Source organism: Cupriavidus basilensis, assembly GCF_000876015.1.
Taxonomy (GTDB): domain Bacteria; phylum Pseudomonadota; class Gammaproteobacteria; order Burkholderiales; family Burkholderiaceae; genus Cupriavidus; species Cupriavidus basilensis_B.
The window spans coordinates 1-17,961 of record NZ_BBQM01000023.1; the positions used below are offsets into that span (position 1 = coordinate 1).

A 17,961-nucleotide genomic window follows, 5' to 3' on the forward strand; every position below is an offset into this window, starting at 1 on the left:
GGATGCCGCGGCCCACTAGGCCACCGCGGCCACACACGATGCAGGCACAGGCAACCACCGGCGCCGCGCCGCAGGGCGCCGCCGTCTTCGACCTCGACGGCACGCTGATCGACGCCGCGGCGGACATCGCCGCGGCGCTCGCGCCCGCGCTGGCGGCGCGCGGCCTCGCGCCGCTGACGCTGGCCGAGGCCACGTCGCTGCTCGGCGACGGCCTGCGCGTGTTCGCGCGCCGCGCCTTCGTGCTGCGCGCGGCGGAAATCACGCGCACGGAAGAGAACCGCTTCGTCGAGCGCTACCTGCGCACGCCGATCGACCAGACCCGCCTCTACCCGGGCGTGGAAGCCACGCTGCACCGGCTGCGCGGGGAGGGATGGAAGCTGGCCGTGTGCACCAACAAGGTCGAGGCCGCGGCGGTGGACATCCTCGCGCAGCTCGGCATCCTGCCGCTGTTCGAGGCGGTCTGCGGCGGCGACACCGTGCCGGCCTGCAAGCCGGCCCCGGTCCACCTGGCGGAAACCATCCGGCGCGCCGGCCTGCGCGCCGTGCCCGCCGTGATGATCGGCGACAACCCGGCCGACGTGCTGGCGGCCGCGGCCTGCGGCATTCCGGCGGTCTTCGCGCAATGGGGATATGGGCGCCTCGGCGCGCTGCAGGGCACGTGCGCGGTTGCCGCCCGCTTCGAAGACCTGCCCGCGCTGCTCCGCGCCGCCCGGGCGCCGCGTCCGGCTGCTTGAGCCCGTTTGCGCCTGCCTGCACCTACCTGCGCGCACTGCACGCACCGCACGGAAAGTTGACGCCCATTTTTGTTGGCCGTTAATTGCGATTTAAATGACGATCGGCGACCACCGATCCGCCATCAATCAGCCATCAATCGACCGCCGATCAGCCCTGCATCAGTCATTAAAAAAAGCCATTGAAAGGCCATTAAAAAACCATCGAAAGACCCATCAATTTTTCGTGAAATACTTTCACGGCATCACCCGGCTCGAAACTCGTTTGCCCGAAGCATACTTTCATGGCTTCGAACAAAAGGCGCGCTCCATCAGCGCCACCGAGTCCATCAACGAGCAGAGTGAGACATGTCAGATTCCCCGCAAATCAGCGGCTTCCAGGTCCGCCCGGTAGTCGTGCCGCTCAACCCGCCGCTGCGCACCGCCAGCGGCGTCATGGCCAAGGCCCCGCTGGTGCTGGTCGATATCTCGACCAATGCCGGCGTGACCGGCAGCGCCTACATCTTCACGTACACGCCGGTGGTCCTGCAGGGCGTGGTCGAGGTGCTCAAGAACCTGCTGCCGCAGCTTGAATCCGCCGCGCTGGCGCCGCGCGAGAACCTGGCGGAGCTGCGCCGCAAGCTGGTGCTGATCGGCACGCCGGGCCTGCTCGACATGGCGCTGGCGGCCATCGACATGGCGCTGTGGGACGCGCATGCGCGCTTCCTGAACGCGCCGCTGTCGCGCGTGCTTGGCGGCACGCCGTCGCGCACGCTGGCCTACGCCAGCTTCGGCATGGAGCGCGCCGAGGATGCGCGGCCGCTGATCGCGCAGGCGCTCGACGCGGGTTTTCGCGCGATCAAGATCAAGATCGGCTACCCGACGCTGGCGGAAGACCTGGCGGCGGTGCGCGCGGCCCGCGCGCTGACCGGCGAGCGCGCCAGCCTGATGATCGACTACAACCAGTCGCTTTCCGTGCCCGAGGCGATCCGCCGCTGCCAGGCGCTCGACGACGAAGGCCTGGCGTGGATCGAGGAACCCACGCGCTGCGACGATTTCGCCGGCCACGCGCGCATCGCCGAGGCGGTCAGGACGCCGCTGCAGCTCGGCGAAAACCTCTACGGGCCGCGCGAGGTCCGTCGCAGCATCGGCGAGCGCTGCTCCGACCTGATGATGCTCGACCTGATGAAGGTCGGCGGCATCTCGGGCTGGATGGACGCGGCCGGCATCTGCGCCGCGGCCGGCGTGCCGGTGTCGAACCACTTCTTCCAGGAAGCCAGCGCGCACCTGCTCGGCGTCACCCCGACCGCCCACTACCTCGAATACTTCGGCATCGCCGACGCCGTGCTCGCCGACACCCTCGAGGTAGTCGACGGCCATGCCGTGCCGAGCCAGCGCCCGGGCATCGGCATCACCTGGAACGAAGCGGCCGTGCGGCGCTTCGCCGCCTGATCCCGCGCGGCTTGGCCCCATACCTTCGCCTGCCAGTCAGGCGGCTCTTTGCCGGAAACGGCTTTCCTACCGGAGACAACCTCAAATGAAAACCTACCCGAAATTCAAGGCCGCGGCCTGCCATGCCGCGCCCGTCTACTTCGACACGCCGGCCACGGTGGAAAAGGCCTGCGCCTGGATCGCCGAGGCCGCGCGCAACGGCGCCGAGCTGATCGCCTTCCCGGAAGCGTTCATTTCCTCGTTCCCGGTCTGGTCCGGCGTCTGGGCGCCGGTCGACGTGCATGAGTTCTTCGTCAAGCTGGCGTCGTCGGCGGTCGAGGTGAACGGCCCCGAGATCCGCCAGATCCGCGACTGCGCCCGGCGCCACGGCGTGTTCGTGTCGCTCGGCATCAACGAAGGCACGCCGACCAGCCCGGCCTGCATCTGGGACACCAACATCCTGATCGGCGACGACGGCGCGATCCTCAACGCGCACCGCAAGCTGGTCCCGACCTACTGGGAAAAGCTGACCTGGACCCCGGGCGACGGCAACGGCCTGCGCGTGTCGGACACCCGCATCGGCCGCATCGGCGCGCTGGTGTGCGGCGAGAACACCAACGCGCTGGCGCGCTTCACGCTGCTGGCGCAGGGCGAGAACGTGCACGTGTCGTCGTTCTCGCCGCGCTGGCCGACCAACCCGCCGGGCGAAGCCGGCTACGACCTGGAGGCGGCGATCCGCCTGCGCGCCGGCGCCCATGCCTTCGAGGGCAAGCTGTTCAACATCGTGGCCTCGGGCTTCCTGCCGCCGGAGGCCATCGACATGATCAGCCGCGACAACCTGCGCGCGCGCCAGCTGCTGGAGGAATCGCCCAAGAGCGTGTCGATGATCCTCGGCCCGGACGGCCAGCCCATCAGCGAAGTGATCCGCGACGAGGAAGGCATCGTCTACGCGGACATCGACCTCGCCAAGTGCGTGGTGCCCAAGCAGTTCCAGGACGTGGTCGGCTACTACAACCGCTTCGACGTGTTCCAGCTGAAGGTCAACCGCCGCGCGCTCGCCCCGGTCGAGTTCTCGTCCCATGCCGAGGAGCGCACGCTGGGCGCAGACGAGGACGACCTCGACGACGTCATCAACAACGCCTCGCTGCGCGCCGCGCCGGCGCGCCACAACGCCTGATTTTCCGATCCCCTGATCCGCGCCGGCCGGTCCGTTCATGAGCCGGCCGGCGCCACGGCGCAGCACCCGCTGCGCCACCCCCCGGCAAAGTATCGAAGCCATATCGATTCAGCCACACACATAAAAAATCCGAAGGAGACAAAACATGCCTTGGAGTCAAATCTATGACCCCTTGGGGAATCCCCTATTCTCGACGCTGGTGGCCGCCATCCCCGTCGTGGTCCTGCTGGCGGCGCTGGCGTTCTTCCACATCCAGGCGCACCTGGCCGCGGGCCTGGCGCTGATCGCGGGCGGCATCGTCGCCTGCACGGTGTTCGGCATGCCAGCCAGCGTGGCCGGCAAGGCGGCCGCCTACGGCATCGCCTCGGGGCTGTTCCCGATCGGCTGGATCGTGCTCAACATCATCTTCCTGCACCGGCTCACCACGCAGAACGGCTATTTCAAGGCGCTCCAGCAGTCCATCTCGGGCGTCACCGAGGACAAGCGCATCCAGTTGCTGCTGGTGGCCTTCTGCTTCGGCGCGTTCTTCGAAGGCGCCGCCGGCTTCGGCACGCCGGTCGCGGTGACGGGCGCGATCCTGATCGGCTTCGGCTTCTCGCCGCTGGCCGCGTCGGGTCTCGCGCTGATCGCCAACACCGCGCCGGTCGCGTTCGGCGCGCTCGGCTCGCCGGTGCTGGCGCTGGCCTCCGTGACCGGACTGGACCTGCTGCAGCTCTCGGCCATGATCGGGCGCCAGTTGCCGTTCTTCTCGGTGCTGGTGCCGTTCTGGCTGATCTGGGCCTTCGCCGGCTACCGCGGCATGAAGGAGATCTGGCCCGCCATCCTGGTGGCCGGCGTCAGCTTCGCGGTGCCGCAGTACGTGGTGTCGAACTTCCACGGCCCGTGGCTGGTCGACGTCATCTCGTCGCTGGTGTCGATGGGCAGCCTCACGCTGTTCATGCGGGTATGGCGGCCGCGCACGATCTGGACCTCGACCAAGCTCAAGAAGCACCATGACGACTCGCACGTGGAGAACCACGACGCGCCGGCCACGGCGGCGGCCACGGCCGGCACGGCGGCGGGCACCGTCTCCGCGGCCAGGGCGTGGATGCCGTGGATCATCCTCACGGTGTCGGTCTTCCTGTGGGGCGTGCCGCAGGTCAAGAAGGCGCTCGATGCGCTGTGGGCGTGGAAGTACAGCATTCCCGGCCTCGACAAGATGGTGCTGAAGATGCCGCCGGTGGTGGCCGCCCCGGTCGCGGAATCGGCCACGTTCGCGTTCAACATCCTGTCGATGGCCGGCACCGGCATTCTCATCGCGTCGCTTGTCGGCGGCCTGCTGATGGGCTACTCGCTGCCGCGGCTGTTCCGGGAATACCTGCGCACCATCCACCTGGTGCGCTATTCGCTGCTGACCATCTGCGCGATGTTCGGCGTGGGCTACCTGACCAAGTATTCCGGGCTCGATGCCACGCTGGGCCTGGCGTTCGCGCACACCGGCGTGCTCTACCCGCTGTTCGGCACCATGCTCGGCTGGCTCGGCGTGGCGCTGACCGGCTCCGACACCGCGGCCAACGTGCTGTTCGGCGGCTTGCAGAAGACCACCGCCGAGCAGCTTGGCCTGTCGCCGTATCTGATGGCGGCGGCCAACAGCTCGGGCGGCGTGATGGGCAAGATGATCGACGCGCAGTCAATCGTGGTGGCGTCCACGGCGACCAAGTGGTACGGGCACGAAGGCGACATCCTGCGCTACGTGTTCTTCCATTCGCTGGCGCTGGCGGTGCTGGTCGGCCTGTTCATCACGCTGCAGGCCTACGTTCCGCCGTTCGTCCACATGGTGATCCACTGACGCGGCAAAGCCGCCCCGCCGCAGCGATGCGGCGGGGCTTCGTCTATTCCAGCGGCTTGCCGAGGATCTCCGTCATCCAGCGCACGAAGGTCATGACGTCGCCGTCGTCCTCGCAGTCCGGCGGATAGATGATGTAGTAGGCGTAGATCGAGCGCACCTCGATCTCGAACAGCGGCACCAGCACGCCGGAACTGAGCCAGCTCTGCGCCATGCGCCGGCGCGCCAGCGCCACGCCCTGGCCGTTCACGGCGGCTTCCAGCATCAGCCCCAGGTCGACGAACTGCACGCCGGTGGCGGGCTCCGGCCAGTCCAGCCCGGCCGCCACCAGCCACGGGCGCCACGGTTCCAGCGGGCAGCGCAGCAGGCGCGCGGCGGACAGCGCGGCCGGCGACGCGAACGGCCCGACCTCGCGCAGATAGGCCGGGCTGCACACCGGGAAGACCGGCTCGTCCAGGATCTTGACCGCTTCCAGCCCGGGGTAGTTGCCGTTGCCGAAGCGGATCTCGACGTCCGCGTTCTCGGACTTCAGGCCCACCAGCGGCACGGAGAGCTGCAGGATCAGTTCGATGTCGGGATGGTCGGCCTGGAAGGTGGCCAGATGCGGCACCAGCACCTGCCGCGCGAAGGTCGGCGGCGCGGCCACGCGCAGTTGCCGGACCTCGCCGGCGAAGCGGGGCCGCGCGCCATAGTGGCTGAGCGCGGACAGCGCTTCCTTGACGACTTCGAGATATTCCGATCCCCTGGCCGTCAGGGTGAAGCCGCCTTGCGCGGAGTTGAACAGCTCGATGCCCATGATGTCTTCGAGCTGGCGGATGCGGTGGCTGATCGCGCTCGGCGTCACGCACAGCTCCTGCGCGGCCAGGGTCCCGCTGCGCAGCCGCGCCACCGCCTCGAACGCCATCAGGCACTGCAATGGGGGAACTCTGTAAGCCATGCGCGATACTCTTTTTCGACGGCCCGATGCCTCGGCCGGGTCTCCGGCATCGATGATACAGGATCGCTATCGGGCGCAAGGCGGCGCAAACCCGCGCCGCCTTGCCGCGCGCTCAGCCGCCGCCGAGCATGGCCTCGGCGCCGAAATCGAGCGCCGCCGCCAGCACGCAGGCCACATGCACTGCGTCGGCGCCGGCGCCGTCGTGGATCTGGTGGCGGCAGCTCGTGCCGTCGGCCACCACGATGGTGCCGGCCCCGGCCTGGCGCACCGCCGGCAGCAGCGACAGCTCCGCCATCGCCCGGGAGGCCTCGTAGTGCTCGGCTTCATAGCCGAAGCTGCCGGCCATGCCGCAGCAGGACGACTCGACCACGTCGAGCTGCAGCCCCGGGATCCACTTGAGCACGGCCTGCACCGGCCGGAACGCATCGAACGCCTTCTGGTGGCAGTGGCCGTGCACGAGCGCCTTGCCGCCGGGCAGCGCCTTGAGCTTGAGCTCGCAGCGCCCGGCCTGCTGCTCGCGCACGAGGAATTCCTCGAACAGCAGGGCCGAGTCCGCCAGCTTGCGCGCCTCGTCGCCAAACCCGTAGTTCAGGAACTCGTCGCGCAGCGACAGCAGGCACGACGGCTCCAGCCCGACCACCGGCACGCCGGCGTCGACGTAGGGCTTGAGCGCGTCGAGCGCGCGCCTGGCCTCGGCGCGGGCTTCGTCGACGAGGCCAGCCGCGAGGAAGGTGCGGCCGCAGCACAGCGGCTTGCCGCCGGGCTGCGCGCTGTAGTGCACGTCGTAGCCGGCGGCGCGCAGCACCATCTCCGCCGCGCGCGCGTTGCCCGGCTCCATGTAGTTGTTGAAGGTGTCCACGAACAGCAGCACCGAGCGGGGCCCGAGCGGCCCGCCGGCGGCCTTGCGGCTGCCGTCGAGGAAGGCGCTGCCGAAGCGCGGCAGCGAGCGCTCGCCGGCAAAGCCGAGCCAGCGCTTGACCAGCGGCGACAGCAGCGGCACGCGGTCCAGCGCGTTGACCAGCGGCGCCAGCAGGCTGGCCGCCGGCGCGTAGCGCGGCATGTACGCCACCATGCGCTCGCGCAGGCCGATGCCGTGGCGCCGGGTCCAGGCCGCGCGCGCCTCGATCTTGATCTTGGCCATGTCGACGCCGGTCGGGCAGTCGCGCTTGCAGCCCTTGCACGACACGCACAGGTCGAGCACCTCCTTGACCTCGGCGCTGGCCAGGCCGTCGTCGCCGAGCTGGCCGGACAGCGCCAGGCGCAGCGTGTTGGCGCGCCCGCGCGTGACGTGCTTCTCGTCCTTGGTGACGCGGTAGCTCGGGCACATGGTGCCGGCGTCGAACTTGCGGCAGTGGCCGTTGTTGTTGCACATCTCCACCGCCTTGGCCAGCCCGTGCGCGGGGTCGCCGCCGGTGCCCGGCGCGGTCTCGATGCCGGTGAGCGGGTCGCGCAGCACGTTCCAGCCGGACCAGTCCAGGCTGGGGGTCAGGTCGAGGGCGCGGTACGCGGGCGGGAAGCGGAAGTTGGCGCTGTCGTCCATGCGCGGCGGCTGCACGATGCGGTCCGGGCTGAAGCGGTTGCCCGGATCGAACAGCGCCTTGATGTCGCGGAAGGCCTGGTGGATCTTCGGCCCGTACTGCCACGCCACCCATTCGCCGCGGCACAGGCCGTCGCCGTGCTCGCCGGAGAACGCGCCCTTGTACTTGCGCACGAGTTCGGCGGCCTCCTCGGCGATCGCCCGCATCCTGGCGGCGCCGTCGCGGCGCATGTCCAGGATCGGGCGCACGTGCAGCGTGCCCACGCTGGCGTGCGCGTACCAGGTGCCTTCGGTGCCGTTGCGGTGGAAGACCTCGGTCAGCTGGCTGGTGTATTCGGCGAGGTGCTCCAGCGGCACCGCGCAGTCCTCGATGAAGGAGACCGGCTTGCCGTCGCCCTTCATGCTCATCATGATGTTCAGGCCCGCCTTGCGCACGTCCCACAGCGCCTTCTGCGCGCCCGCGTCGGCCATGCGCACGACCGCGTCGGGCAGGCCGAGGTCGCCCATCAGCGAGACGAGGTCGTCGAGCCTGCGCAGCAGCGCGTTGTGCTCGTCGCCGGCAAATTCCACCAGCAGGATCGCCTCCGGGTTGCCGACCAGCGCCCGCTCGATGACCGGCCGGAAGGCCGGATTGCTCATCGACAGGCCGATCATGGTGCGGTCCACCAGTTCCACCGCCACCGGCCCCAGCTTGACGATGTGCCGGGTCATGTCCATCGCCTGGTAGAACGTGGGGAAGTTCACCACGCCCAGCACCTTGTGCGCCGGCAGCGGCGACAGCTTGAGCGTGAGCTGGCGGCTGTAGGCGAGCGTACCCTCGGAGCCGACCAGCACGTGGGCGAGGTTGGGCAGGCCGTCGTCGCTGTAGGCGCGCGGGTTCTGGCAATCGAAGATGTCGATGTTGTAGCCGCCCACGCGGCGCAGCACGCGGGGCATGCGCTCGGCGATCTCGGCGCGCTCGCGCATGGCGATCTCGCGCAGGCCGGCGTAGATCTGCGCGGCGCGCCCGTCCTGCGGCGCGCGCGCGACCGGGCCGAAGCGCAACTGGGTGTCGTCGGGCAGGATGGCGTCGATGGCCAGCACGTTGTGGACCATGTTGCCGTACTCGATCGAGCGCGAGCCGCACGAGTTGTTGCCGGCCATGCCGCCGATGGTGCACTGCGCCCCGGTGGAAACGTCCACCGGAAACCACAAGCCGTGCGGCTTGAGCCACGCATTGAGATGGTCCAGCACGATGCCCGGCTCCACCGTGACGGTGCGCGCGGCGGCGTCGAAGTCCACCACGTCGTTGAGCCACTTGCTGTTGTCGATCACCAGCGCCTCGCCCACGGTCTGGCCGCACTGGCTGGTGCCGGCGCCGCGCGCCAGCAGCGGCGCGCCGGCGTCGCGCGCGATGTTCAGCGCGAGCGCGAGGTCGGCCTGGTCGCGCGGCACCACCACGCCGAACGGCAGGATCTGGTAGATGGAAGCGTCGGTGGCATAACGCGCGCGGCTGGCGCGGTCGAACAGGACGTCTCCCCGGAGTTCCTTGCGCAGGCGGCGCGCCAGCGGACTGCCGGAGCCCACGGCCGACGGCACGAGGTGGACGGGCTTGACTAAGGGAGGCAGGTATTCGGTTTTCATGATCGTTCCTGGGCCCGGCGCCGTGCGGCGCGGGCCCGGCGCAGCCATGCCGCGCGGAATCCCAGCGCCCGGCTGCGCGGTTGTCTCCTGTAGGAATGCGCGTGCGCCGCGGCGGCGGCGATACTGCCGGCACGGCCGGCCACGTGCGCGCGCTCTTGTCGCGGGCGGGCAGCGCTGCCCGCCCGCCGTCCCGGTCAGCCCTTGGCGAGCGCCGGCACGGTCTGGCCGGCGAGATAGTCGAGCGCCGCGGCCACGCCGCTGCCTTCGAGCTTCACGCCGGCGATCTTCAGGCCCATCTCGCAGCCGGACAGCGCCGCCATCAGCGTCAGGTCGTTGCAGTCGCCCAGATGCCCGATGCGGAACATCAGCCCGCGCAGCTTGCCCAGGCCCGCGCCGAGCGAGATGTCGAAGCGCTCGTAGGTGACGCGCCGTACCATGTCGGCGTCCACGCCGGGCGGCATCATCACGCCGGTCAGCACCGGGCTGTAGACCTCCGGGTCCACGCACTGGATCTCCAGGCCCCACGCGCGCACCGCGCGGCGCGCGGCTTCGCCGAGCCGCTGGTGGCGCGCGAAGACGTTGTCGAGGCCCTCGGCCAGGATCATGTCGATAGCCTCGGACAGGCCGTACAGCAGGTTGGTGTTCGGCGTGTACGGCCAGTAGCCGGTCTTGTTCATCTCCAGGATCTCCGCCCAGCCGAAGAACGCCTTGGGCAGCTTCGATTGCCTGCTGGCTTCGATGGCCTTCGGCGACAGCGCGTTGAAGCTGATGCCGGGCGGCAGCATCAGGCCCTTCTGCGAGCCGGAGATGGTCACGTCCACGCCCCACTCGTCATGGCGGTAGTCGGCCGAAGCCAGGCTGCTGATGGTGTCGACCATGAGCAGCGCGGGGTGGCGCGCGGCGTCGATCGCCTGGCGCACGGCCGCGATGTTCGAGGTCACGCCGGTGGAGGTTTCGTTGTGGACCACGCACACAGCCTTGATCTCGTGGCCGCTGTCCGCTTCCAGGCGCGCCTGGATCATCTGCGCGTTCACGCCGCGCCGCCAGCCCTCGATGCCGGGCAGGCCCAGGAACTCGGGTTGCAGGCCGAGGTTGCGCGCCATCTTGTCCCACAGCGTGGCGAAGTGGCCGGTCTCGTACATCAGCACCTTGTCGCCGGGGCTGAGCGTGTTGGTCAGCGCCGCTTCCCACGCGCCGGTGCCGGAGGCGGGATAGATGATGACCGGGTGCCGGGTCTTGAAGATGGTCTTGATGCCTTCGAGCACCTTCAGGCCAAGCGCGCCGAATTCCGGCCCGCGGTGATCGATGGTCGGATAACTGATGGCGCGCAGGATGCGGTCGGGCACGGGGCTGGGGCCGGGAATCTGCAGGTAGTGGCGGCCGGCGGGATGGAAGTCCAGCTTGAGCATTGCGTTCTCCTCTCTGATGGAATCGCTCTGGTAAATCGCTCCGATGAAGCGAAATGAATTTTGAATACAATCTAGCAGACCCCTCCCTTAAAATCCGGCAACTTCCCTTGAAGTTTTCTCAATCTCGCTTGAACGCGGATTCCGGCCTGTTTCCGGTAGAATTTTTTTCATGAAACCGGAGAACACCGCCATGCCCACGGCATCGTCTTTTTCACCCGCGCAGCCATGCCGCCGCCGAGCAAGCTGACGCGCGCCATCCTGCACGACAGCGTGGTCGCGCACCTGCGCCGGTGCATCGTCGAGGGCGCGCTCGCGCCGGGCCAGAAGCTCAACGAGCGCGAGCTGTGCCAGGTCATCGGCGTGTCCCGCACGCCGCTGCGCGAGGCGCTGAAGGTGCTGTCGGCGGAAGGGCTGGTCGAGCTTTCGCAGAACCGCGGCGCCTCGGTCGCCACCATGTCGGAAGACGAGATCGGCGATGCGTTCGAGCTGCTCGGCGGGCTCGAAGCGTTTGCCGGCGAGCTGGCGTGCGAGCGCATCACCGCCGCCGAACTGGCGGAGATCCGCGCGCTGCACGGCGGCATGCTGGCCTGCCGGGCGCGCAACGACCTCGCCGGCTACTACGACCGCAACCAGCAGATCCACGACCGCATCAACGCGGCGGCGCGCAACGGCGAGCTGAGCCAGGCCTACGCGGCCGTCAACCGGCGGCTGCAGGCGCTGCGGTTCCGCTCGAACCAGCAGGCGCCGAAGTGGGACAGCGCGATCCACGACCACCACGAGATGCTGCTCGCGCTCGAAGCGCGCGATGGCGCGAGGCTGGCGCGGATACTGCGCGACCACCTGCGCAGCAAGCGGGATGCGGTGCTGCCCGGCGCCGTGGCGGCCGGCCCGCTGCCCGCGCCGCGCCACGAAGAGCGCCGGCCCGCTGCCGCGCATCCGGGCTGACATGGCCCGGCCGCCGCCGGCCGCCGCGCTCGCGGTATGATTTGCGGTGCGCAAGAACCGCGTCAAATCCGATCGATGAGAATCCCGTCTGTTGTGCAGCGTCCCGCCACGCTCGTGGTCTTGCTGGCGTGTCTTGGGCTGTTGCTGTGGTGGTGGCTGCTGCGCCCCACCGAGGTGATCGAGACCACACCGGTAGGCCGCGGCGACATCGAATCGAGCGTGACCGCGCTCGGCCTGCTGCAGCCGCGCAGCTACGTCGACGTGGGCGCGCAGGCGTCCGGCGCCATCCGCCGCATCCACGTCCAGCCCGGCGACGCCGTCAAGAAGGGCCAGTTGCTGGTGGAGATCGATCCCGCCGTGCAGCAGTCGCGCGTGGACGCCGACCGCGCCACGCTGGCCAGCCTGCGCGCCCAGCTCGACGAGCAGTACGCCCAGCGCGACCTCGCCCGCCAGCAGTGGGAGCGCCAGCGCCACATGGCGGCCGACGGCTCCACCCGCGACGAAGACGTGCAGTCCGCGCAGGCCGCGCTGCGCGTGGCGCTGGCGCGCATCGACAACCTGCGCGCGCAGATCGACGGTGCCTCGTCCGCGCTCAAGGGCGACGAGGCCCAGCTCGGCTTCACCCGCATCTACGCGCCCATGAGCGGCACCGTGGTCACGCTCGACGCGCGCGAGGGCCAGACCCTCAACGCCACCTACCAGACCCCCAACATCCTGCGCGTCGCCGACCTGTCCGCCATGACGGTCTGGACCGAGGTGTCCGAGGCCGACGTGCGCCGCGTGCGCCCGGGCATGCCGGTGTACTTCACCACGCTGGGCGTGCAGGACGAGCAGGGCAGCGCGCGGCGCTGGCGCGGCCAGGTGCGCCAGATCCTGCCTGCGCCGCCCACGCCGGCCGGCGCCGCGCCCGCCGCCACCACCGCCGGCGCGCCGGCCACGCCCGCCGGCAAGGTGGTGCTCTATACGGTGCTGTTCGACGTGGACAACGCCGACCGCGAACTGATGCCGCAGATGAGCGCGCAGGTGTTCTTCGTGGCCGCCAGCGCGCGCAACGTGCTGGTGGCGCCGCTGCCGGCGCTGCAGGCCGTGAGCGGCCAGCCCGGGCGCTACACCGCGCGCGTGCTCGACGCCCAGGGCAGGATCCTGGTGCGCGAGGTGGCCACCGGCGTGCGCGACCGCCTGAGCGCGGAGGTGCTGTCCGGCCTCAAGGAAGGCGAGCGCCTCGTCACCGGCGTGCGCTACGAGCGCGCCGCCGACGGGAGGTTCCGATGGTAGACCTGCTGGCGGAGGCGCGGCCCGCGGCGGCCGGCGCCCCCGCATCCACCCCCGCATCCACCCCCGCTTCCGCGTCCTCCGCCCCGGCCGGCGCCGCGCCACCGCTGATCGCGCTGCGCGACGTGCGGCGCTCCTACGCGGGCACCGACGGCGGTCCGGCCACCGAGGTGCTGCGCGGCGTCTCGCTCGACATCGGCGCGGGCGAGTTCGTCGCCATCGTCGGCGCCTCGGGCTCAGGCAAGTCCACGCTGATGCATATCCTCGGCTGCCTGGACCGGCCCAGTTCCGGGCAATACCGCTTCGCCGGCCAGGACATCGCGCGCTTCGACGCCGACGAGCTGGCCTGGCTGCGCCGCGAGGCCTTCGGTTTCGTGTTCCAGGGCTACCACCTGATCCGCACGCTCGACGCGCTGCGCAACGTGGAGATGCCGGCGGTCTACGCCGGCGCGGGGGCGGACGCGCGCGAGCACCGCGCGCGCACGCTGCTGGGCCGGCTGGGGCTGGCCGAGCGCGCCGCGCACCGGCCCGCGCAGCTGTCCGGCGGCCAGCAGCAGCGCGTGTCGATCGCGCGCGCGCTGATGAACGGCGGGCACATCATCCTGGCCGACGAGCCCACCGGCGCGCTCGACAGCAAGAGCGGCGCCGAGGTCGTGGCGCTGCTGCGCGAACTGGCCGACGCCGGCCACACCGTGGTCCTCATCACGCACGACCGCGCGGTGGCCGCGCAGGCGCGGCGCATCATCGAGATCCGCGACGGGCAGATCGTGTCCGACACCGGCAATGCCGCGCCGCTCGCGGAAGCCGGCGCCCCGCCCGCCCCGCCTATGCCACCCGTGCCGCCCTCGCTCGACGCGCGCCGCTTCCCCGCCGCGATGGCCGCGGGCGTGGCCCACACCGCGCGCCCCTGGACCGAGATGCGCGAAGCCTACGCGGCGGCATGGAGCGTGATGTGGGCCAACCGCTTCCGCACCGCGCTCACGCTGCTCGGCATCATCATCGGCGTGGCCTCGGTCATCGTGATGCTGGCGGTGGGCGCCGGCACCCAGGAGAAGGTCATCGCCAGGATGGCGAGCTTCGGCACCAACCGCATGTACGTGGTGCCCGGCGGCGACAACGCGCGCGGGCCGGGCGGCGTGCTCACCGAAGCCGACGTGCCGACCGTGCGGCAGGCGCCCCACGTGGCGGCGGCCATGCCGATGCTGCGCGGCAAGGTCACGCTGCGCGCCGGCAACCTGGACAGCTTCGTCAACGTGTGGGCCGTCACCACCGACGCGCAGCGCATCATGAACTGGAAGGCCGCGCGCGGCCTGTTCTTCAGCCAGAACGACGAGCGCAGCCTGGCCACCGTGCTGCTGCTGGGCAAGAAGACGCGCGAGCGCATGTTCGGCGACCAGAGCCCGCTGGGCGCCTACGTGCTGGTCAACAACGTGCCGTTCCAGGTCATCGGCGAGCTGGAGGAAAAAGGCGCCACCTCGGGCGACTCGGACGACGACGACGTGATATTGATGCCCTACTCCACCGGCAGCCGGCGCCTGCTCGGCACCACGCAGTTGTCGTGGATCTCGGTGCTGGTGGACAAGCTGGAGAACGCCGACGACGCCGCGCGCGGCATCACCGAGGCGCTCGAGGCCAGCCACCGCGTGCGCGACTTCCGCGTGTACAACCGCGCGGCCTCGGTCAAGGCGCAGGAAGAAACGCAGCAGACCATGACGATGATGCTCGGGCTGGTGGCGGCGATCTCGCTGCTGGTGGGCGGCATCGGCGTGATGAACATCATGCTGGTGACGGTCAAGGAGCGCACGCGCGAGATCGGCATCCGCATGGCCACCGGCGCGCGCCAGCGCGACATCCAGCGCCAGTTCCTGACCGAGGCCATCACCGTGACGCTGGTCGGCGGCGTGGCCGGCGTGATGGCGGGGCTGGCCGTGGGCGCCGCGCTGATCCACTGGGAGGTGCCGGTGGTCTTCTCGGTGCGCGCCATCCTCGGCGCGTTCGGCTGCGCGCTGGCCACCGGGCTGGTGTTCGGCTTCATGCCGGCGCGCCAGGCCGCGCGGCTGGACCCGGTCGAAGCGCTGGCCAGCGAATGAGGCGCCCGATGCGATTTCCCATGCCCGCCCCGCGGCGTTCTGCCCCGCGCCCTTCTCTTGCGCGCGCGCCGGCCTGGCTGCTGGCGCTGGCGCTGGCCGGCTGCGCCGGCGCGCCGCCCGGCGACGTGCCGCCGCTGGACGTGCCCGCCGCGTGGCGCCATGACGCGGGCGCCGCCGGCGACCCCGCCGGCCCCGGCTGGTGGCGGCGCTTCGGCAGCGGCGAGCTGGCCGCGCTGATCGAGCAGGCGCGCGGCGGCAGCTTCGACCTCGCCGCGGCCGCCGCGCGCGTGCGCCAGGCGCAGGCCCAGGCCCGCATCGCCGGCGCGCCGCTGCTGCCGGAGGTGAGCCTGAGCGCCACCGCGCAGCGGCTGCGCGAGCCGCAGGCCAGCGTCACCGGCTACTACACGGCCGAGCTGTTCGCCACCTACGAGATCGATCTGTGGGGCGGCAACGCCGCCGCGCGCGACTCGGCGCTGGCCACGCTGCAAGGCACCGCCACGCCGCTGGAGCTGGCGCAGCAGCGCGGGCTGGTCGCCACCCAGCGGCAGGACCTGGAGCAGCGCCGGCAGGAAGCGCGCGGCAGCCTGACCGCGCTGGCGATCCTGCTGGGCCGCCCGGCGCCGGGCTTCGACATCGCCGCCAGCACGCTCGACGGCATCGCCATGCCCACCGTCGCCGCCGGCGTGCCGGCCGGCCTGATCGTGCACCGGCCCGACCTCGCCCAGGCCGAGCGCGCGCTCGCCGCGGCCGACGCCGACATCGTGGCCGCGCGCGCCGCCATGCTGCCCTCGCTGACCCTGACCGCGGGCGCCGGCGTGGGCGCGGACCGGCTGCGCGACCTGCTCGACACCTCGCTGTACAGCCTCGCCGCCGGCCTCGCCGCGCCGATCTTCAACGCCGGCCGCCTGGCCGCCGGGCGCGACTTCGCCATCGCCCGGCGCGAGGAACTGCTGGCCGCCTACCGCGGCGCCATCGTCAACGCCTTCGGCGACGTGGAAAACGCGCTCAACGCCGTCGACGGGCTGACGCGCCAGCGCGACGCGCAGGCCGAGGCGCTGGCGCAGGCGCGGGAAGCCGCGCGGCTGGCCGAGTCGCGCTACCGCGCCGGCGCCGAGACGCTGCTGACCGTGCTCGACGCCCAGCGCACGCTCTACGCCGCGCAGGACAACGCGGTGCAACTGCACCTGGCGCAGCTGCAGGCCAGCGTGGGGCTGTTCCGCGCGCTCGGAGGGGGATGGGAAGATGGCGCCGCCGCCGGCGGTGGCAACCTGCTGTCGCGGGACGCGCGGCCGGGGCCGCGCGGCTGACCGAAGCGGCGCCCGCGCGGCGGACGGCGGGCGGCGGGCGACGTTCAGGCCCGCGGATACAGTCCCAGCCGCTGCGCCTGTACCCGGGCCAGGCCCAGCAGCGCATTGGTGAACGGCGTCGGCACGGCCGTGATCTGGCCCAGTTCGCGCACGGCGGCCACCAGCGCGTCGAGCTCGACCGGCCTGCCGGCCTCCACGTCCTGCAGCATCGAGGTCTTCATCGCGCCGAGCCGCAGCGTGACCGCGAGGCGGTCGGCCGGCGCCTGGTCGATCGTGATGCCGCAGCGCTCGCCGATGGCCTTGGCCTCCAGCATCACGGCGGTGACGAAATCGCGCACCAGCTCGTCGCCGAGGATGCGGTCCGAGGTGGCGCCGGTCAGCGCGCTGATCGGGTTCATGGTCATGTTGCCCCACAGCTTGTACCAGACATCCTGCTGGATGCGGTCCGACGCCTTCGCGTCGAACCCGGCGCCGGCGAACATCGCTGCCAGCGCCCTGACGCGCTCGCTCGGCTGCCCGCTCGCCTCGCCCAGGATCAGGCCGCGGCCCTGGCGGTTGCGCACCACGCCCGGCGCGTCCAGCATGCAGCTCGCGTGCACCACGCAGCCGACGGTCTGCCGCGCCGGAATGGCCGCCGCGATCGCGCCGTCCGGGTCGACCGAGGCCAGCCGCTTGCCGGCGAACGCCGGGCCCAGGCCATCGCAGAACCACCACGGCACGCCGTTCATCGCGGTCAGGACGGTCGTGTCCGGACCCAGCAGCGGCGCGATGCGGCCGGCCACGGACGCCAGCGCCGGCGCCTTCACCGCGACCACGACGAGATCCTGCGGGCCGAGCGCCGCCGGATCGTCGCTGGCGCGCACCGCCACCGCGCGGGGCTCGGCCTCCTGGCCCTCGCCCTCCACCAGCCGCAGCCCGTGGCTGGCCAGCGCATCGAGCGTGGCGCCGCGCGCGACGACGCTGACCTGCGCCCCCGCCTCGGCCAGCTTCACGCCGATCCAACCGCCGATCGCGCCGGCGCCGTAGATACAAACCTTCATCTGTCACTCCTTGTTGCCGGGACCGGTCCGGTCCAACACGACGGAACGCGCCCCCTGGGGCGCCGGCCATCGCCATCACTTGCCGTGGATCACCTGCTGTGGTCGTGGCGGTCCCCGCCCATCGGGTCGACGATGATCATGGTGCGGTCGAGCACGCCGCGGTCGTCGAAGTAGATGCTGAAATGCGCCTGCAGATAGCCGTTCGTGTACATCCGGTACGACCATGCCTCGCGCTTCATCAGCGGGTAATACTCCACCGGCTCGCGCGGCATGCCGAAGCGCTCGACCACGTCCTGCTTGGTCCAGACGCCGGGCTTGGCTTCGTAGATCTCCTTCTCGGTCAGCATCTGGCGGAAGTTCGTCAGCCTGCCGCCGGCGTCGAAGTCCGCCGCGTAGACCTCGTGCCCGAGCGGCTGCCGCGAGTAGATCCAGCGGCTGGTGCCGCCGGCAAGCCGGTAGGTCTCCGTGGGCGCGCCGAACGTATCGCGCACGGCACTTTCCGGGCTGCCGATCATCTTCTGCGCGGTCTGGACGGGTTCCAGCGACGCGCAGGCGGACAGCGCGGCCGCCGCCGCCAGCGCGGCGATCCATCGGGTGATTCGATATGTTCGATATGTTCGATATGACATGAGCACTCTCCAGCGTCGATGCAGGCCGG

The 17,961-nt window shown here is 70.9% G+C and carries 14 protein-coding genes; 9 read left to right on the top strand and 5 right to left on the bottom strand.

Annotated features, from left to right (window positions below; translation table 11 throughout):
- The first annotated feature begins 38 nt into the window (after positions 1-38).
- The 5 genes from KF708C_RS24810 to KF708C_RS24825 all read left to right on the top strand — a co-directional run bounded on the left by KF708C_RS24810 (position 39) and on the right by KF708C_RS24825 (position 5,146).
- Positions 39-734, top strand: coding sequence for an HAD-IA family hydrolase (locus KF708C_RS24810; RefSeq protein ID WP_059413601.1), 696 nt, complete (start codon positions 39-41; stop codon positions 732-734).
- 94 nt (positions 735-828) lie between these two features.
- Positions 829-1,125: a hypothetical protein gene (locus KF708C_RS35900; protein ID WP_156173938.1), complete on the top strand. Its 297-nt coding sequence runs from the start codon at positions 829-831 to the stop codon at positions 1,123-1,125.
- Complete coding sequence (locus KF708C_RS24815; RefSeq protein ID WP_059413602.1) at positions 1,080-2,162, top strand: enolase C-terminal domain-like protein; 1,083 nt, start codon at positions 1,080-1,082, stop codon at positions 2,160-2,162. Before KF708C_RS35900 ends, KF708C_RS24815 begins: the two co-directional genes overlap by 46 nt.
- An 85-nt stretch (positions 2,163-2,247) precedes the next feature.
- Positions 2,248-3,318: a carbon-nitrogen hydrolase family protein gene (locus KF708C_RS24820; protein WP_059413603.1), complete on the top strand. Its 1,071-nt coding sequence runs from the start codon at positions 2,248-2,250 to the stop codon at positions 3,316-3,318.
- Positions 3,319-3,463: 145 nt separating this feature from the next.
- Positions 3,464-5,146, top strand: coding sequence for an L-lactate permease (locus tag KF708C_RS24825; RefSeq protein WP_059413604.1), 1,683 nt, complete (start codon positions 3,464-3,466; stop codon positions 5,144-5,146).
- Between the two features lie 43 nt (positions 5,147-5,189).
- Here KF708C_RS24825 and KF708C_RS24830 read toward each other — a convergent pair whose 3' ends face one another.
- From KF708C_RS24830 to KF708C_RS24840, 3 genes are all read right to left on the bottom strand, one after another.
- On the bottom strand, positions 5,190-6,080 hold the full coding sequence (locus KF708C_RS24830) for a LysR substrate-binding domain-containing protein (RefSeq protein ID WP_043367777.1): 891 nt from the start codon (positions 6,078-6,080) through the stop codon (positions 5,190-5,192).
- Between the two features lie 112 nt (positions 6,081-6,192).
- Entirely contained in the window at positions 6,193-9,240 is a 3,048-nt protein-coding gene (locus KF708C_RS24835; protein WP_059413605.1) for an FAD-binding and (Fe-S)-binding domain-containing protein, read from the bottom strand.
- Positions 9,241-9,434: 194 nt separating this feature from the next.
- Positions 9,435-10,649, bottom strand: coding sequence for a pyridoxal-phosphate-dependent aminotransferase family protein (locus tag KF708C_RS24840; protein WP_059413606.1), 1,215 nt, complete (start codon positions 10,647-10,649; stop codon positions 9,435-9,437).
- Between the two features lie 225 nt (positions 10,650-10,874).
- Here KF708C_RS24840 and KF708C_RS24845 point away from each other — a divergent pair, with 225 nt between their 5' ends.
- From KF708C_RS24845 to KF708C_RS24860, 4 genes are all read left to right on the top strand, one after another.
- Positions 10,875-11,594: a GntR family transcriptional regulator gene (locus tag KF708C_RS24845; protein ID WP_059413607.1), complete on the top strand. Its 720-nt coding sequence runs from the start codon at positions 10,875-10,877 to the stop codon at positions 11,592-11,594.
- A gap of 75 nt (positions 11,595-11,669) precedes the next feature.
- Positions 11,670-12,869, top strand: a complete 1,200-nt coding sequence (locus tag KF708C_RS24850; protein ID WP_059413608.1) for an efflux RND transporter periplasmic adaptor subunit — start codon at positions 11,670-11,672, stop codon at positions 12,867-12,869.
- Positions 12,863-14,956: a MacB family efflux pump subunit gene (locus tag KF708C_RS24855; protein WP_156173939.1), complete on the top strand. Its 2,094-nt coding sequence runs from the start codon at positions 12,863-12,865 to the stop codon at positions 14,954-14,956. Before KF708C_RS24850 ends, KF708C_RS24855 begins: the two co-directional genes overlap by 7 nt.
- 20 nt (positions 14,957-14,976) lie before the next feature.
- Positions 14,977-16,263, top strand: coding sequence for a TolC family protein (locus KF708C_RS24860; protein WP_059413609.1), 1,287 nt, complete (start codon positions 14,977-14,979; stop codon positions 16,261-16,263).
- A gap of 44 nt (positions 16,264-16,307) precedes the next feature.
- Here KF708C_RS24860 and KF708C_RS24865 read toward each other — a convergent pair whose 3' ends face one another.
- Positions 16,308-17,303, bottom strand: coding sequence for a 2-dehydropantoate 2-reductase (locus tag KF708C_RS24865; protein ID WP_020200585.1), 996 nt, complete (start codon positions 17,301-17,303; stop codon positions 16,308-16,310).
- Positions 17,304-17,392: 89 nt separating this feature from the next.
- Positions 17,393-17,932 carry a hypothetical protein gene (locus KF708C_RS24870; protein WP_059413610.1) on the bottom strand — a complete coding sequence of 180 codons (540 nt, stop codon included), beginning with the start codon at positions 17,930-17,932 and terminating at the stop codon, positions 17,393-17,395.
- Positions 17,933-17,961: the final 29 nt, after the last annotated feature.

Excerpts from the sequence above, each read along its gene's own strand:
- KF708C_RS24810 (WP_059413601.1), top strand. The coding sequence starts at position 39 with ATGCAGGCACAGGCAACCACCGGCGCCGCGCCGCAGGGCGCCGCCGTC.
- KF708C_RS35900 (WP_156173938.1), top strand. The coding sequence starts at position 829 with ATGACGATCGGCGACCACCGATCCGCCATCAATCAGCCATCAATCGAC.
- KF708C_RS24815 (WP_059413602.1), top strand. The coding sequence starts at position 1,080 with ATGTCAGATTCCCCGCAAATCAGCGGCTTCCAGGTCCGCCCGGTAGTC.
- KF708C_RS24820 (WP_059413603.1), top strand. The coding sequence starts at position 2,248 with ATGAAAACCTACCCGAAATTCAAGGCCGCGGCCTGCCATGCCGCGCCC.
- KF708C_RS24825 (WP_059413604.1), top strand. The coding sequence starts at position 3,464 with ATGCCTTGGAGTCAAATCTATGACCCCTTGGGGAATCCCCTATTCTCG.
- KF708C_RS24830 (WP_043367777.1), bottom strand. The coding sequence starts at position 6,080 with ATGGCTTACAGAGTTCCCCCATTGCAGTGCCTGATGGCGTTCGAGGCG.
- KF708C_RS24835 (WP_059413605.1), bottom strand. The coding sequence starts at position 9,240 with ATGAAAACCGAATACCTGCCTCCCTTAGTCAAGCCCGTCCACCTCGTG.
- KF708C_RS24840 (WP_059413606.1), bottom strand. The coding sequence starts at position 10,649 with ATGCTCAAGCTGGACTTCCATCCCGCCGGCCGCCACTACCTGCAGATT.
- KF708C_RS24845 (WP_059413607.1), top strand. The coding sequence starts at position 10,875 with ATGCCGCCGCCGAGCAAGCTGACGCGCGCCATCCTGCACGACAGCGTG.
- KF708C_RS24850 (WP_059413608.1), top strand. The coding sequence starts at position 11,670 with ATGAGAATCCCGTCTGTTGTGCAGCGTCCCGCCACGCTCGTGGTCTTG.
- KF708C_RS24855 (WP_156173939.1), top strand. The coding sequence starts at position 12,863 with ATGGTAGACCTGCTGGCGGAGGCGCGGCCCGCGGCGGCCGGCGCCCCC.
- KF708C_RS24860 (WP_059413609.1), top strand. The coding sequence starts at position 14,977 with ATGCCCGCCCCGCGGCGTTCTGCCCCGCGCCCTTCTCTTGCGCGCGCG.
- KF708C_RS24865 (WP_020200585.1), bottom strand. The coding sequence starts at position 17,303 with ATGAAGGTTTGTATCTACGGCGCCGGCGCGATCGGCGGTTGGATCGGC.
- KF708C_RS24870 (WP_059413610.1), bottom strand. The coding sequence starts at position 17,932 with ATGTCATATCGAACATATCGAACATATCGAATCACCCGATGGATCGCC.